Source organism: Kribbella sp. NPDC020701, assembly GCF_055562215.1.
In genome coordinates, this window is the sequence record NZ_JBVHFT010000040.1 from 1 (window position 1) to 15189 (window position 15189).

Below are 15189 nucleotides of genomic sequence, written 5' to 3' on the forward strand. Positions count from 1 at the left end.
CGAACCGCCTTGGCGCGGGTCTGCTCGTCGTACTTGCTCGGCATGAATGCCACCTTCCCAACGAAGGAGGTGCGCATCAAACCCGGGGTGGTTCACCAGAAGCACAACCGGACGCCATGCGAGCCTTCGAGAGAGCTATGAAGGACGTATATGTCCGAGCCAAGAACGAGGCCGGCTACAACGCCACTTTCTACCTCAGCATGCTGTCTCGCCATGGTGCTTTGGAGACTGCGCGCAGGCTCCTTGCGTCCTCTTCCGTTTCCGACGGGTTCGTCGCGTTGTGGGAGCGTAATCGTCTAGATCTGACTGTTGAGAACATAATTCTCCGACCCGAATTTTCTTCCCTCTTCTCAGAGGAGGAGCGTGATCTCGCACGCAGAAGACTCGAGGAGTACAGATATTCGGACGGCAGCTGAGAACGCGACGTGACATAGCGCTCGCAGTCCGACAACAAACCCGCGGATTGTGAGATGGCGTTGTGCATTTGCGCTCATCATTTCAGGAAATGGCCTCTGACCTGGGCATTTGCCTGTTGTCGTTCCTTGTCGTCTGCCGTCAGCTGCCCCCGGTTCGTGACCAAAGTTGTGGCAAACAGGTGGGAGCCTTATGCGGTGCATCGGCTAACCTCAGAGGGTGCAAGTAGCACAGCACGGACATGGTGTCGCGGGACTCTCTCACGGCACCCGTAGCACTTAGGAGTTCGCCGCAGATGACCGGTCCCGATGCCCAGGAGGGCCACTTCGCCCTCGGGTCGTTGCGCACCACGGCCAGCCACACTATCGGCGTCCCGCATCTCGTCGAGCTTCTTCGAGCGGTGCCAGCGGACGCGCCCCACGAGTGCTATCGCGAGGCGGTCGTCGACGAGAACGTGCTGGGTCGACCGACGCAGGCTGGCCGCCAACGCTCGTTCCGCCACCTTCGCGAGCTCTACTTCCTCGACCCGGCCCGGCGAGAGTTTGCCGCGTTGCGGCGGCTTTGGGATGTCGACTCGGCCGCGCAACCCCTCATGGCCGGCATCTTGGCCTTCACGCGAGACGGCATCCTCCGCGCCTCCTTTCAGGCGATCCACCAGGCATCCCCAGGGGCGATCGTCACCTCCGACGACCTCACGAAGGCTGTGACGGCTATCTACGGGGCAGACCTCTCGGAGACGACTCTCGGCAAGACAGGGCGGAACACGGGCGCTTGCTGGACCCAGACCGGTCACCTCGCCGGCAGAACGAAGAAGCTCCGACAGACGGTCGAGGCACTCCCAGCCGCCGTCGCCTTCGCCGCCTACCTGGGGCACTTGGCGGGCAACCGTGGCGCCGGTGTCCTGGATACTCCCTGGGCGGCGCTCCTGGACCTTCCGCCGGGGAGCGGGCTCGATGCCCTGCGCGCCGCTCACACCCAAGGACTCATCGACCTGCTTGTGGCAGGCAACGTGGTCGACGTTAGCTTCCCGATCATCGAGGGGGCCCGCTGATGAGCCGCGTGTCCGACCTCGTAGACGCCTACGCTGGGGAGCTGAGTCTCCCGTGGCGCCCAGGTCTGTCCGGCGGCGAGCGCGTGTGGATGCTCGTCTATCCGCCTGATATGGAGCGCACCATGCGTGCGGCCCTCCCTCGCCTGGAGCTGGCCACAGGCCAAGCAGGTCATGGCTGGACACTCATCGACATCACCGATGTACTCGGCCGCTGGCTTGCTTCGCACCGGCACGCGGAGGCGTTCTTTGAGGAGCCCAGTGACTTCACTTCCGCAATCATCGACAAGTTCGAGGCAGAACTCGTGACGAAGGTTCGTGGACAGATCGAAGCGACTCCGGCCGACGACGTGGTTGCCCTCGTCGGCATCGGGTCGGTATTTCCCTTCCTACGAGCGTCGAGTGTCATCAAGGCAATCGACGACGAGGTGAACGGACGACTCCTCGTTCTCTTTCCGGGACTCCACGATCCCGAGACCCATGCCTTCCGCTTGCTGGATGCTCGCGATGGCTTTAACTATCGCGCTCGCGTCATCGACCCTCAGAAGGAGATCGCGTGACTATCAACAACGAGCTATTCACACGTCGCCCGCTAGACTTTGAGATCCCCAACGACGGTGTCACGAATGTGGACCGGCCAGACGACTCGAAGCAGTGGAAAGTTCTGGAGTACGAGCTCACCAGCTTCGTCTGTGAAGGGGAGTACGAGCACGGCCTTGAGCGCATCCTCGACTCCTACATTCGTCATCGGAGCAGCACGACCCAGCCGGCGGTCTGGGTGTCCGGCTTCTACGGAAGTGGCAAGTCACATCTAGTGCGGGTGCTCCAGCACCTCTGGACTGACACCGCGCTCCCGACCGGCGCTTCGGCTCGGGGGCTGACGAACCTGCCCCAAGGAATCCGTGACCTGCTCATCGAACTCTCCACCATCGGCAAGCGCGACGGTGTCGCCCCTTGGTCGGCGGCAGGCGCGCTCGACCGGAGCGGTGACACGCTCAACGCGGTATTCCTGGCCATCGTGCTTGGAGCGGCTGGCCTTCCAAGCCGCGTCGAACCGGCCCAGGTTGCATTGTGGCTCTCAAGCAAGGGCGAGTTGCAAGCCGTACAGGCTCACGTCGAGGCGAACGGCGGAGACTTCATCGAGGAACTTAGCGAATACAACCTCAGCACCCGCCTCGCAGACGCCATCCTTGCTGTCGACCCCAGCTTCGCCTCCAGTGGCGCGGACGTCCGGAAGGCTCTGCGCGGCCAGTTCCCGCCCGAGGCGCGGGCACTGTCGACCGACGAGACCATGACGCTGCTCAGGAAGGTCCTCCAGCACGTTGGCGGAGACGTCATCCCTCCGACCCTCATCGTGCTCGACGAGGTCCAGGAGTACATCAGCGGCGACGGTGGCCGGGCGGGGGAGGTGCGGAGCCTCGCCGAGTCGGTCTCGCGCGAGCTAGACGGACGGGTCCTTCTCGTCGCAACTGGCCAGCAGGAGCTCACAGCCGACGCCACCCTTCAGAAGATTCAGGATCGCTTCACCGTCAAAGTTGTACTTAAGAACCAGGACGTCGACGCTGTCGTACGACGGGTTCTCCTCAGCAAGGAACCTGCCGAGCGCTCGACGCTGGAGAAGGCTCTCTCTGACGTAGCGGGCCAGATCTCTCGACAACTCGTCGGCAGCAAGATCCAGCACACTGCGCAGGACGACAGCAATCTGCCCGAGGACTACCCGCTGCTTCCCAGCCGCCGAAGGTTCTGGGAGAGCGTCCTGCGGCAGGCTGACGCGGGCCGAGCTGGACAACTACGCTCGCAACTTCGCATCGTGCATGACGCCAACCGACAGGTTGCGACCAAGCCCGTCGGGACCGTCGTCGGCGCCGACTACCTTTACTCGGCGAAGCATGAGGACCTCAACGGTGCAGGTCTGCTGCTCAAGGAGACCCAACGCCTGATTCACGAGCAGGGGCAGAAGGAACCCCTGCGAGGACGCATCCTCGGGCTGATCCACCTCATCAGCCTGCTGCCGACCGTGGCGCCCGGCGACATCGGGGTCCGCGCCACCGTCGACCATCTCGTCGACCTGCTCGTCGAGGATCTGGCCCACGATGGCACCGCCCTTCGCCAGGAGGCGCCGGTGGTTCTAGCTTCGTTGACCGAAGAAGGCATCCTCCAACAGGATGGCGAGGAGTACAGACTCCAGACAGCGGCCGGCCGGACGTGGGACGAAGCCTTTCGTCGGCACTCTGCGCAGCTCACAGACAGCGAGATCAGCACGGAACGCGACACCCGGCTCCGCGCAGAGGTTGATAAGGCCTTGCCGGCGTCCGTCCCGCAGGGGAAGGCGAAGGTCGCGAGGAAGCTCGTCCTGCACGTCGACAGCGCCCCGCCGCCAACCTCCGACATGATTCCTGTGTGGCTCCGCTCGGAGTGGGATGACGGCACGACCGCTAAGCAGTTCGAGGATCTGGCTCGTGGTCTTGGCGCTGACTCGGCGGTCGTCCTCGTGCATCTCCCCCGGGTTCAAGCACAAGCATTCGCGGCGGCGGTGCGCAACCAGATGGCTGCGCAACGCACGCTCGATCAGCAGGGAATCCCGCAGGACGATGAGGGCAAGCAGGCAAGACGCGCGATGGAGTCCCGACTTTCGCGTGCCCAGGGACAGCTCAGCGACCATGTCCGAGACATCCTGTCCAAGGCGAGTGTTCAACTTGGTGGAGGCTCTGCCCCGACTGGGACAGCCTTGCGGGACCGCATCGAGAACGGTGCTCAGTCGGCAGCCACGCGTCTTTTCAGCAAGTTCGATGTAGCTGATGACGCTCGCTGGAACCAGGTGATCGACCGGATCAAGAAGGGTTCCGGTGCGGACGCGCTGAAGTTAGTCGGGTACGACGCCGACCCCGAGCAGCATCCCGTTGTCAAGGAGATTCTCGGCCGGATCGGCGGCGCTGGAACTCCTGCGAGCGACGTGGAGAAGGCGGTTCTGTCTGCTCCATTCGGGTGGCCGCGTGACGCGCTCATGGGAGGGGTTGGTGTGCTGCTCGACAACGGACTCATCCGCGCCACGATCAATGGCTCGGACGCATCGACAAGCCAGGTCTTGTCACAGACCCGCCTTGGCACCGTGCACCTGAGGCGCGAGTCGACCGTCTTGAAGTCCACCGAGAAGATCGCAGCTCGCAGCCTGTTGAGCAAGCTTGGCGTGACGGCAGACAACGAGACGTTGGTGCACGGCGCTGAGCAGGCGGTCAGCGGGCTCGCTCAGAGAGCCGGCTCGATCGGCGGCCCTGCACCCTTGCCCGAGACCGCTCTTCCGGCCAGCATCGAACAAGTCAAGAGTGCGTCTGGCAACGACCGCGTTCATGCTCTTCTCGCGGCGAAGGACGAGCTGATCGAATTCGCCGATCGTCTCGACACACTTCAGAAGCGTCGCGCGTCGAGGCTAGAGGCGCTCGCAACTGCCCGTGCGCTGTCGAGCGCCGCCATGGATCTGGATGGTGCAGCCGAAACACGTTCGCGGCTGGAAGCCTTCGAGCAGACGCGGGAACTACTGGCCGACAACGATCAGACCAGTCCGATCGCGACCGACCTCGCGAGCGCGGTGCGTGAAGCGGTAACCCAGGCCGCGGACTCCTTGGAGAAGGCGCGGCAGCTCGCCGTCAATGGATTGAACCACCAGGCGGCGTGGGCCTCGCTCGACCCCGACAAGCAGCAGCAACTCCTCAGCCATCACAACCTGGCCCCGGAGGGGGAGCCGGACTTGGGTGACGCTGCTGCAGTTCTGAAAGCAGTTCAGCAGCGGCCGATCTCGTTGTGGGGCGCGGTTATCGACGCGGTGCCAGCCCGTGCCGCGAAGGCACTCGAGGCCGCTGTCCGACTGACGGCGCCCAAGGCGGGCACGGTCACGGTGCCCGCAGCTACTCTCAGTAGTGCTGAGGACGTTGAGACTTACATTTCCAACCTTCGGGCGAAGCTGACTCAGGCACTTGCCGAGCACGACACGGTGGTGGTGAAGGGCTGATGGCAGATGTCCTCAACGCCGGCCAGCGTCGTCATCTCGACGGCGCGGTCCAACGAGCCCGGACCGCAGCTGAGCTGGCTGCAGGTGACGCCCTGCGTGCGCTCGCTGTGGCCGAGCCGAGTCGCCCGTCCTACTTGAGTGACGACGACAACGCGCTGCGTCTCGCGCTACGGGAGAAGGCTCGACAACTTGGCGACGACACGGCTCAAGTTGGCGCCAACCTTACGAACCTTGTCCGTGAAGTCGCGTACGAGCAGTGGCACCGACTGCTGTTCGCCCGATTCCTCGAAGTCAACGGTCTCTTGCGTCACCCCGAGTTCCGCGACACCTCCCTGACCCTCGACGATTGCGCGGACCTTGCTGACGACCTTGGCGAGCCCGACGGCTGGTCGGTCGCCGCCCGATTCGCCTCCGAAATCCTGCCGGGCGTCTTCCGCGTTGACGACCCGGCCGTCCAAGTACGTTTCGCGACCGAGCACCGTCTCGGACTGGAGCGAATCCTTCTCAGCATCCCGACAGAGATTTTCGTCACCGAGGACGCCCTCGGCTGGGTCTACCAGTTCTGGCAGACCGCTGAGAAGAAGCGCGTCAGCGAGTCTGGGGTCAAGATCGGGGGGTCGGATCTGTCCTCGATCACGCAGCTGTTCACAGAGAACTACATGGTTCGCTTCCTCCTGGAGAATTCTCTCGGTGCGTGGTGGGCGGCTCGTCACCCGGATTCTCCACTGATGGACTCATGGCAGTACCTGCGCCGCCTCGACGATGGCACCCCGGCTGCCGGCACGTTCCACGAGTGGCCGACAACTGCGGCGGAAGTCACGGTCATGGACCCGTGCTGCGGCTCCGGACACTTCCTCGTCGCAATGTTCGGGATGCTCTGGCGAATGAGGGCCGAGGAGGAAGGCCTGTCCCCGGCGGACGCCCAGGACGCTGTTCTGCGAGACAACCTGCACGGCCTCGAGCTCGATCCCCGGTGCACACAACTCGCGGCCTTTTCATTGGCCTTGGAGGCGTGGAAGCAAGGAGGCTTCAGGCCACTCCGTGCTCCGAACGTGGCATGTGTCGGTCTTCCGTCACGTGTACCGCTTGCAGAGTGGATTGCGCTGGCGAAGGGTGACGAGTTGATCAGATCCGGCTTGGCGCGTATACACTCGCTCTTCTTGGACGCTGACACACTGGGGAGCTTGATTGATCCGGTCCGCATAGCCGAGGACGCTGGGCTGGAGTCGATCGATTGGGCGGATCTTGCGCCGCATGTGGCTAGTGCACTTCGGTCGGACAGGCGCGATCTCCTTGGCCCAGCGGCAGGAGTGCTCAGTCAATCAGTAGGTGACTTAGCACAATCTGCGGACTACCTGTCTCGCCAATACACGCTGGTTGCGACCAACCCGCCATTCCTTGGACTGGAGAAGCAGTCTCCACTTCTTGAGGCATTCGTCAAGTCACACTATGACGAGGCCAAGCGTGAACTGGCGCTGGTGATGTTGCGACGTGCAGAGTCGCTCCTGGCGTCGGGTGGAACCTACGCAATGGTGCTGCCTAGCGAATGGATGCACATCCGGGCGGGGCGTCAGTTTCGTCAGCACCTTCTTCGGGCCCACGCCATCCGGCTCGTTGCACTACTCGGCATCAACAGCTTCTCAACGCCACTTAGGGTGAACCCGGTCTTGCTCGTTGGGTCTCGTGCTCGCCTGAGGGACGACCCAGTGATGACGCTGGATACCTCTAGCGTGCAGCTCACGGAGAAGCCGGGCCGTCTCCTTTCGACACCGTTGACTGTCCAGTCCCAGTCAGCGTGGCTGGCTTCGGTAGACAGTCGCATTGTTATCGCTGGTTCAGGTCCACGGCCTGACGGGAATGCGATCACATCTACTATCGGAGACTTTGCAGACGCTCGGAATGGAATGTCCGCTGGCGACGGGAATCGATTTGAGATCCTTTTCTGGGAGATTGCGGAGCTCGGGACCCAGTGGGAGTTTCTTCAGAGTTCTCCGAGCGGCGAGGGTTTGTATACTGGGCGGCAGAAGCTCGTCCTATGGGAGGACGAGTCAGGCTCAATGGCCCAACTTGCCGAGTCAGTTAGGCATCTCAATCACGCGGCGCAGAACTGGAGGCGCGGCAAACCTCTTTGGGGAAGGCGGGGTGTTGTCGTTAGCCAGATTGGCGCGCGAACCGACGTCTATCGAGGCGAGATGTATGATTCGAGTTGTTTTGCAATCGTTCCCAATCGCCCACGAGATGCGTTGCCATTGCTTGCTTTCGCGATGTCGGGCGCGTTGAAAGCCGAGTTGGCCAAGATAAGTCCAACCTGGAAGTTGACTTCGCCGCAGACCTTGCTTCAGCTCCCGTTCGATCCAGAGTTTTGGCGTGCCGAAGTTCAGTCGATGTTTCCAGATGGGATACCGACGCCCTCATCCAGCGGTCCGACTCAGTGGTTGTTCGATGGCGACGTCGTCTCATCAACCCATCCGCTCCAGGTCGCGGTAGCGCGCCTGCTTGGCTACCGGTGGCCACAGCAGCAGCATGATGATCTCGACCGGTTCGTCGACAGTGACGGCCTTGCCGCGTTGCAGTCGCTCCCGGGTGAGCACGACCTTGCGACTCGGTTGCGTGAGCTTCTTGCCGCGGCCTTCGGCGACAAGTGGTCGAGCAGTCTCGAACGGGCTCTCGTCACCGACGCCGGTGGGAAGAACGGGCGACTGGAGGACTGGCTGCAGGACACCTTCTTCGCGGAACATGTGAAGGTCTTCGACAACCGTCCCTTCCTGTGGCACATCTGGGATGGCCGCAAGGACGGATTCTCGGCAGTCGTCAACTATCACCGGCTCGACCATCGAACCCTTGAGAAGCTCACCTTCACGTCGCTTGGCGCATGGATCGAGCGGCAGAAGCATGAGGCCGCTGCCGCTCGCGCAGGGGCGGATGCGCGTCTCGCTGCGGCCGAAACCCTGCAGGAGAAGCTCAAGCTGATCCTCGATGGCGCGGCGCCGTACGACGTCTATGTGCGGTGGAAGGAGCTGCACGAGCAGCCGATCGGCTGGAACCCCGACCTTGACGACGGCGTGCGACTCAACATCCGCCCGTTCGTGACGGCAGGTGTGTTGCGGTCCAGGGTCAACGTGCATTGGAAGAAGGATCGGGGCACGAACGTCGACGGTTCGGAGCGCATCAACGATCTCCACCCGACGCTGCAGGAGCGACGTGAGGCACGGCGGCTGGCAGGAGTGAAACCGTGACCGCCGTGCGCGCAGTTGTTGCGCACGCGCTGCGTGAGGCAGCGAAGTACAACGCCGGGTCCAGCACCCCGCCGGCAGCCGTGTTCTGGCCCGACCCGGACCGTACTTGGGAGCCGGTGATCCGCCTCCTGCAAGAAGCCGTGCCGATCCTCGTACTCGGCGAGTACGACACGGCAAAGGCTCAAGGGCCGGCGATCTGGATCCGCGCAGTCCTGTCGGCACCCGACTCGGTCGAGCTCCCGTCGCACTTGGCGGAGCGCAACGATAAGAACCCGTGGGTGATCTACCTGCCTGGTCACGGCCGAAGCTCACTGTCGGACGTCACCAGCCTCGACCCTGACGTGTCGCCACTCGTCGACCTGGCTCTCCGTTCCAACTGGTGGCCGTCTGCACACAGCCAGGCGGCCTGGAGCCCGCACTCCTTCCTCGGCTCGAAGAATGGAGCCGGCCTCGACATCGCTGGTGACGCCAAGACCAAGTCGGCACTGACGAGCGTGCTCGACCGCCTCCTTGCAGAAGACGTCGACGAACTGCGCCGTATGGGACGCCTCGATGCCTTGCGACTGCACTCGCTCGTGATGACCGACAGCGTTCGGACGCTCCTGGAGTGGCTCAACGACCCCGACGACACCCGGCAGGCCCTCCAAGGAGCACGCTGGAACGCGTTCGTTGAGGCGTGTCGATCGACCTACGGATTCGATCCAGCCAAGGATGGTGCGCTCACGGCGGCTGCACGCCTCGGTGCTCGTGAAGGCGCATGGCAGGACGTCTGGGCTCGCTTCGCTGACAACCCGCATCGCTACCCGAACCTTCCGTCAGTCTTGGACAAGGCCCGTCCCGAGGATGACCTCTTTGGTGGCAGTGACCCGCACCCTGATTCTTGGTCATCGTGGAACCAAGAGCAGGAGAACCAACTCCGAAAAGCACTGGCAGATCTGGAAGGGGAGAGCGATCTCGGCCAGACCCGCGCGGCGGTCAAGGAACTCGCTGTCACCCACCTGGGACGTGAGGAGAGCGTCTGGGGTGAACTTGGACAGGCACCCCTTGCTCGTGCCGCGGGATACCTCGCTGAGTTGGCCGAGTTGTCGACTGCCCCCGCGCCCCCCGGTGACCTGAAAGCGCAGACAGCCTGGCACGCGACAGAGGGCTACAAGTTCGACGACTTGGCCGTGCGTGCTATTGCTGCGGCAACAACGGCGTCGAATCGCTCTGCGGTGTGCAAGGCACTCAAGGGGATCTATGACCCGTGGGTCGAGGAGTCCGCGCGCACGTTCCAAGCCGCAGCGGTAGTGGGCTACAAGGGGGAGACTGGACTCGACGTCCCAGCCGGGACCTGCGTGGCATTCGTCGACGCCCTGCGCTTCGACCTCGCCCAACGACTTGCCAAGCGCCTCGCATCGTTCGAGGTTTCAGTCTCGCCAAGGCTCGCGGCATTCCCGACGCTCACCCCGACCGGCCAACCTGCAGTTGCGCCCATCGCGGCAAGCTTCGGTGCGGGCCAGGCGTTCGACGCGGCCGACACCCAAGGTCGTTCAGTGAAGGGCCAGATCTTCCGCGCGGCGCTTGCGGCGGCAGGTGTGCAGTACCTCGACTGGAAGACGGGCGAGACGGGCGACGTCAACAAGATCGGCTGGACACAAACCAACACGATCGACGAGCTTGGACACGCCCACGGTCATGCCCTTGCTGACATGCTCGACCAGCAGCTCGATCTGGTGTCGGAGCGTATCCAGACCCTGCTCGATGCGGGGTGGCGGCGGGTTGTCGTCGTGACTGACCACGGCTTCTTGATGCCAGCTGCGCCTGCGTTAAAGGTGAACCTCCCTCTCGCTGTCACAGACGGTGACGCCGCGCGCAAACCGCGCGTCGCCCGGCTGAAGGTTGATGCCGCGCGTCCCGACTTCCCGATTGTGGACTGGACCTGGGACAGCTCGATTGAGATGGTCAGTGCTCCGGGTGCGGCTGCCTTCGAGGCAGGAACGATCTACGAGCACGGTGGGTTGAGCCACCAGGAATGTGTCATCCCTGTTGTTGAGGTCGCTGCCAGCGCTGGAGCTGCCGCCGGCCCTGCCCAGATCGAAGGCATCCGCTGGACCGGCCAGCGGTGCCGGGTTGACTTCGGGCCAGCCGAGGCGGACGTCCTTGCCGAAATCCGCCTTGCTCCCGGCGATTCCTCCACGACGGTCGGCGGCCCAAAGTCGCCCTCTGAGCCCGGTGAGATCAAGGTGCTCGTCGACGAGGATGAGGCCGCCGAGGGGACCACGGCGTACGTCGTCCTTCTCGCAGCAGACGGCACTGTCGTCGCTCAACGCCAAACGACGGTGGGAGGCGCGGCATGACAGACACGATCACGCTCGACTCGATCGACGAGCTGGCGGCGTCGGCATTTGAGGGTTACGTCGTACGCAAGGACCTCGCGCAGCAGTTCAAGGGGGCCTACCCGGTTCCGACGTACGTCGGCGAGTTCCTCATCGGACGGTATTGCGCCACCACCGATCCGGAAGAGATCGAAGAGGGACTCCAAGTCGTTCGCCGGTTGCTGGCAGACAGAACCGTTCGCGCCGGCGAAGAGGAGCTCTTCAAGTCCCGCGCCCGCGAACGCATGACGATCAAGCTCATCGACCTCGTGAAGGCGCGCCTGGATGCAAAGTCGAACGTGTATCTCGCCGAGCTGCCCAGTCTGGGACTCAAGGACGTCCGCATCGACGATGCGGTCGTGCGTGACAACGAGCGGATGCTGACCGGCGGCTTCTATGCCGAGGTCGACCTCTACTACGACGCGGTGATCGCGGACGAGAGCAACGGCAAGCCGTTCGCGGTCGGCTCCCTTCGGCCCATCCAGCTCTCGACCCGCGACTCCCTCGAGCGACTCGCTGAGGGGCGTGCGAAGTTTACGACCGAGCAGTGGAAGCACCTGTTGCTTCGCTCAGTGGGTTTTGAACCCGAGCAACTGCACGCCCGTGAGCAGGATGTCCTGCTGCTGCGCATGGTCCCGTTCGTTCAGCGCAACTTCAACATGGTCGAGCTCGGTCCGCGCGGCACCGGCAAGTCACACCTGTTCCAGCAGGTCTCCCCGTACGCCCACCTGATCTCGGGTGGCAAGGCGACGGTCGCGCGCATGTTCGTCAACAATGCGACCGGACAGCGAGGACTCGTTGCCCAGTACGACGTCGTCTGCTTCGACGAAGTCTCGGGCGTCTCCTTCGACCAGAAGGACGGGGTCAACATCATGAAGGGCTACATGGAGTCCGGCGAGTTCTCGCGTGGACGCGAGTCCATCCGCGCAGATGGATCGATAGTGCTCGTCGGCAACTTTGATGTCGACGTTGCGCACCAACAGCGAATCGGGCACCTGCTGTCGCCCCTGCCCCCGGAGATGCGTGACGACACCGCCTTCATGGACCGCATCCACGCCTACCTGCCTGGGTGGGACGTTCCCAAGCTGAACACCACTTACTTCACTCATCACTTCGGTCTCGTCAGCGACTTCCTCTCTGAGTGCTGGTCGCACCTGCGGAGCCAGTCGCGTCTGGCGTCGATCCAAGGGCGGGTCAACTACTCTGACGCACTATCAGGACGCGATCTATCCGCAGTGCACAAGACCGTCGATGGCCTTTTGAAGCTCCTCTACCCAGACGCCGAGGCTCCGATCTCCGACGACGACTTGGAATGGGCCGTTCGCATTGCCCTGGAGTGCCGTCGCCGCGTGAAGGAGCAGCAGCGGCGGGTCGGCGCAGCCGAATTTCGCAATACCCAGTTCGGGTACCGGATCGGTGAAGGTGTCGAGCAGTTCGTCTCGACGCCGGAGCTGGCGAGCCCCGACTCCATCGGACTCGACCCCTTGCCACCGGGACAGGTGTGGGCCATCGCCGAAGGCGGTGGCGATGTGGGCCCGGGCTTGTATCGCATCGAGGCGGCGGACACTCCCGGTGCCGGGGCCCGCGGGCTCCTCAACCAGGCTGCTCCGGCACCGCTCAGGGAAAGTTTTAAGGTCGCGGAGCAGAATCTTATCGCCCAGGCACGCGCGCTCGTCGGCGACCGAGACCCGCGGGAGCACAACCTCACTGCACAGGTTCGTGCGCTCGACTCGGCGAAGTCAGGCGCCGGCCTCGGCTTGCCGATTCTCCTCGCCCTCGCCTCGGCCATGCTTCAGCGGTCGATGCGAGGCGGGCTGATCGCAGTCGGGAATCTCTCGCTTGGCGGTGGGGTTGAAACCGTTCTCAACGCGGCAGCCCTGGCGGAGCACGCGATGGAGAAGGGTGCCACTTCGTTGCTGCTTCCGGTATCGGCTCGCCGGCAGCTGCTTGACGTCAGCGACGAGGTGGCGACGAAGGTGATGTTCCTCTTCTACAGCGACGCCCAGGACGCCCTTATGAAGGCGCTCGACGAGTGACGTCAGATCCACCTTCTGACCCCTTGAGGTGGATCGTTCGATTCTCGTCGCTCGAGTTGTTTGGGAGATCCCGTGATGGTGGCAAGCCCGAGTGGCGCAAGAACGCGGCTATTGCCTCGCCTACGTCCGGGATCCACGGGTGCCGCGTGTGGTTGAGGAGTGGGTCGGGCGAGGCATGCTCCGGTGCTGCCCTCGCGCGCTCAGCCCCGGCTGACGCTTAGGTGTCAAAGCGCGCGGCCAGTCCTGCGCATCGCCCCGATAGCTGCCGACTCAAGGTTCGGTGCGGTGCGGGTCAAGGGGCGAGCTTGCTCGCTCGCTTGCGACGCCGGAGGCGCCCTTGACGCGTGCCGTGCCGGACCGCACTTCCCATAGTTGCTAGCGGGGCGATGCGAAGCCCCAGACCGGCGGCCACCAGACAAGGCCGCCTGACCCGCGGCGGCGAGTGGCCGGCCAAAGCGTGCATCCTCGGAGTGCCGCCGTTGACGATTTCTACGGTGTCCAACGCCGGCACCCTTTGTCGTGTGCGCGCCTAGCCAAGGGCCGCGCCTGGAGCGGAGCGAAGCGGAGTGGAGGGCAGGCGGCCCGCCCTCCGGTGGCGGCGCGCTTTCGGGCCCTGGAGGGGCCCGTCTTGAAGACGTAGAGAAGCTTGTCAGGCCTCTGACGCGACATGACGCGACGATGGTGTGTCCTCCGTCGACAGATGCGAGACACGTCCGCCAGGTGATGTGCGACAGTCGGAAGCGCGGATCGCGGTTGATCCGTACGTATGGATGCGTGGCCTCACAGGCGGCGAAGTGTCGGCCGTCGCCGTTACAGTTGGACCGTGACTTCCGATGACCTGAACTCTGACTTGGTGTGGGAGCCGATGTGGGTCGGGCGGCCCACCGATACGCACTTCTCGGCCGGTGGTTCCAGTCCGCTCGCGCGGGCTGACGACACGAACAAGCTCGAGACCCACGCGACTCTGGGCGGCCGCGTCGAGGACGATGAAGACGACGAGTCCGATCTGCTGAAGGTGGCTGCGGGCATCGCGTTGGGAGTCTTGGTGACCATCGGCGCCTTCAAGGCGGCGCCGCACGTCAGGACCTGGTGGAGGGAACGCCGGGCAAAGAAGGTCACGCTCTCAGAAGGGGCAGAACCTGCCGAAGCCTTCACTTCCGACGTGGCCACGCCGGCCGTTGCCGCGTTCGCGTCCGAGGTGGAGGTAGCGCTCGCCGAGCAAAGGACGAGGATGGGCAGCGCAGAAGCGCAGCGACGAGTCCTCGAAATCATGCTCGCGGCGGCCGTCATCGCCGACAACATGAGAGCACTGTCGAACGCTCAACTTGAGGACGGCGCCTCTGCAGAGTTGCAGAGCGCACTGGAGAAGCTGACCGTTCCCCAGGTCACGGACAGCCTCAACCGGATGCTCGAGGCGGATACCACCCTGCTCGGTGAGCAAGCATCGGCTGACCTCATGAAGATCTTCGGAGGAGGTTGCGCCGTCGAAGGCCAGTACGTGCCCTTGCGCAACGACAGGATCAGGGAAGCTGTGCGCCTGCCTCGGGCTGCGTAGCCCTACGCGCTGCCGGAGGTAGTTCATGCCTCTCGAGCCCTGCCGTGCGCCGTAGACGCGACCCAGGCCTTCATTTCACGATGCGGTGCCATGAAGATCGTCCGGTCATCGGCTGCTCCGTGCGTTGGCCAGGCGCTCAGTTCGTCGCCAAGCACGCTAGCCTGTCGCGAATCAGTCGGCGGACGAGTGTCGCGGATCTACTGGTGGTTCACTTGACGCGACGATGGGGAGCTGTGCAGGATCATGTCGAGCCCGAGCGCTACCTGGCGTTGGCTGCCGGACAGTTTGCCCCCATCATCGAGTTCGGCGAGTTCGTCGAAGACTTGCCGTGCAAGTTCCGGGTCGGAAACGACATCGTCGATGACGTGGGTCTGGCTGCCCACTCGGACGGTCACAAGCGGCGTGCGACTCGTGCGGAGGTACGCGCGCTGATCGGTTGCATCTAGTGTCGCGGTAACGAAATAGCTTTACCCCGTGGGATCATGGGTTATGGCGTTGACTGTGACCGTGGATGTTCCGGTCGAGGATCGGAAGGTG

Annotated in this window: 9 protein-coding genes; all 9 read left to right on the plus strand. The window is 63.8% G+C overall.

Annotated elements, in window-relative coordinates; genetic code table 11:
* Positions 1 to 416: hypothetical protein (locus ACZ3HV_RS43825; RefSeq protein ID WP_465693775.1), on the plus strand; the 416-nt coding region annotated here is incomplete at its 5' end.
* Positions 417 to 709: 293 nt separating this feature from the next.
* A complete protein-coding gene (locus tag ACZ3HV_RS43830) occupies positions 710 to 1465 on the plus strand; it encodes a hypothetical protein (protein ID WP_465693777.1) in 756 nt (251 codons plus the stop codon).
* Positions 1465 to 2022, plus strand: a complete 558-nt coding sequence (locus ACZ3HV_RS43835; RefSeq protein ID WP_465693778.1) for a BREX protein BrxB domain-containing protein — start codon at positions 1465 to 1467, stop codon at positions 2020 to 2022. Before ACZ3HV_RS43830 ends, ACZ3HV_RS43835 begins: the two co-directional genes overlap by 1 nt.
* Complete coding sequence (gene brxC, locus ACZ3HV_RS43840; protein WP_465693780.1) at positions 2019 to 5468, plus strand: BREX system P-loop protein BrxC; 3450 nt, start codon at positions 2019 to 2021, stop codon at positions 5466 to 5468. Before ACZ3HV_RS43835 ends, brxC begins: the two co-directional genes overlap by 4 nt.
* Complete coding sequence (locus ACZ3HV_RS43845) at positions 5468 to 8704, plus strand: Eco57I restriction-modification methylase domain-containing protein (protein ID WP_465693781.1); 3237 nt, start codon at positions 5468 to 5470, stop codon at positions 8702 to 8704. Before brxC ends, ACZ3HV_RS43845 begins: the two co-directional genes overlap by 1 nt.
* Positions 8701 to 11043, plus strand: coding sequence for a BREX-1 system phosphatase PglZ type B (pglZ, locus tag ACZ3HV_RS43850; RefSeq protein ID WP_465693782.1), 2343 nt, complete (start codon positions 8701 to 8703; stop codon positions 11041 to 11043). Before ACZ3HV_RS43845 ends, pglZ begins: the two co-directional genes overlap by 4 nt.
* Entirely contained in the window at positions 11040 to 13097 is a 2058-nt protein-coding gene (brxL, locus tag ACZ3HV_RS43855) for a protease Lon-related BREX system protein BrxL (protein ID WP_465693784.1), read from the plus strand. The genes pglZ and brxL overlap by 4 nt, the downstream gene beginning before the upstream one ends.
* A gap of 823 nt (positions 13098 to 13920) precedes the next feature.
* Complete coding sequence (locus ACZ3HV_RS43860) at positions 13921 to 14652, plus strand: hypothetical protein (protein WP_465693785.1); 732 nt, start codon at positions 13921 to 13923, stop codon at positions 14650 to 14652.
* A 233-nt stretch (positions 14653 to 14885) separates the two neighbouring features.
* Positions 14886 to 15098 (plus strand): hypothetical protein, encoded by a 213-nt coding sequence (locus tag ACZ3HV_RS43865; protein ID WP_465693787.1) that lies wholly within the window; start codon positions 14886 to 14888, stop codon positions 15096 to 15098.
* Positions 15099 to 15189 lie beyond the last annotated feature (91 nt).

Excerpts from the sequence above, each read along its gene's own strand:
- ACZ3HV_RS43835 (WP_465693778.1), top strand. The coding sequence starts at position 1,465 with ATGAGCCGCGTGTCCGACCTCGTAGACGCCTACGCTGGGGAGCTGAGT.
- ACZ3HV_RS43830 (WP_465693777.1), top strand. The coding sequence starts at position 710 with ATGACCGGTCCCGATGCCCAGGAGGGCCACTTCGCCCTCGGGTCGTTG.
- brxL (WP_465693784.1), top strand. The coding sequence starts at position 11,040 with ATGACAGACACGATCACGCTCGACTCGATCGACGAGCTGGCGGCGTCG.
- ACZ3HV_RS43845 (WP_465693781.1), top strand. The coding sequence starts at position 5,468 with ATGGCAGATGTCCTCAACGCCGGCCAGCGTCGTCATCTCGACGGCGCG.